Origin of the sequence: Dubosiella newyorkensis, assembly GCF_001945605.1 — a bacterium.
GTDB lineage: Bacteria > Bacillota_I > Bacilli_A > Erysipelotrichales > Erysipelotrichaceae > Dubosiella > Dubosiella newyorkensis.
This window is the reverse complement of record NZ_MPKA01000136.1, coordinates 1-705: the sequence shown is the minus strand read 5'-3', so window position 1 is coordinate 705 and position 705 is coordinate 1. Positions and strand designations below refer to the sequence as shown.

Annotated in this window: 1 protein-coding gene and 1 pseudogene; one reads left to right on the top strand and one right to left on the bottom strand. The window is 42.3% G+C overall.

What is annotated here, in order from left to right:
* Positions 1 to 416: ATP-binding protein (locus BO225_RS11440; protein ID WP_158023844.1), on the top strand; the 416-nt coding region annotated here is incomplete at its 5' end.
* 106 nt (positions 417 to 522) lie between these two features.
* Here the strand turns inward: BO225_RS11440 and BO225_RS12460 are convergent.
* A pseudogene (locus BO225_RS12460) lies at positions 523 to 705 on the bottom strand (IS3 family transposase); the annotation flags it as partial.

The following is a 705-nucleotide window of genomic DNA, read 5'->3' as shown; positions in this document are numbered from 1 at the left end:
CGAGAACGATCCTGGGAATCGAAGCCGCCAAGAAGAGGAACAGCACCTACTTCATCAAATGCCACGACCTCATCCAGCAGCTGAGAAAAGCCAACGAAGAAAATCGGCTGGAAAACCGTTTGAAGAATTACAGCCGGTACAAGCTGCTGATTATCGACGAAATCGGGTATCTGCCGATCACAAAAGAAGAGTCGAAACTGTTCTTTCAGCTGATCGACAAACGATACGAACAGAAAAGCACGATACTGACAACCAATATCGGCTTTGGCGAATGGGACGAGATATTTCAGGACCCCGTTATGGCCAATGCGATCCTGGACAGGATCCTGCATCATGCGCATGTCGTGTCCATTACCGGAAAGTCTTACCGTATGAAAGACCATATCAAGAAGAAGCCGCACACCGAACAGGAATAAAGCAATTGGTCAAAATCGAAAGAAGGATCGAAAAGATCCTTCAGTATCTTTCAAACAAAATTGAGCATTTTTATCTCATCGAATTTGTACATTTTTAACTTGACATCTACAATCCTTCTTCTGTCCAGATGTAGGTGATATCGGTACACCATACGCGCTCTAGATCTTTTGGATTGAATTGTCTTTTCAGAAGATTGTGAAGTTTTCGATCATTCCCTTTAGATATGGTCGTTTTTATCTTGTGTTTCAGATATTTCGGTTTGATATTGGCTTCTTTCATGATCGAATA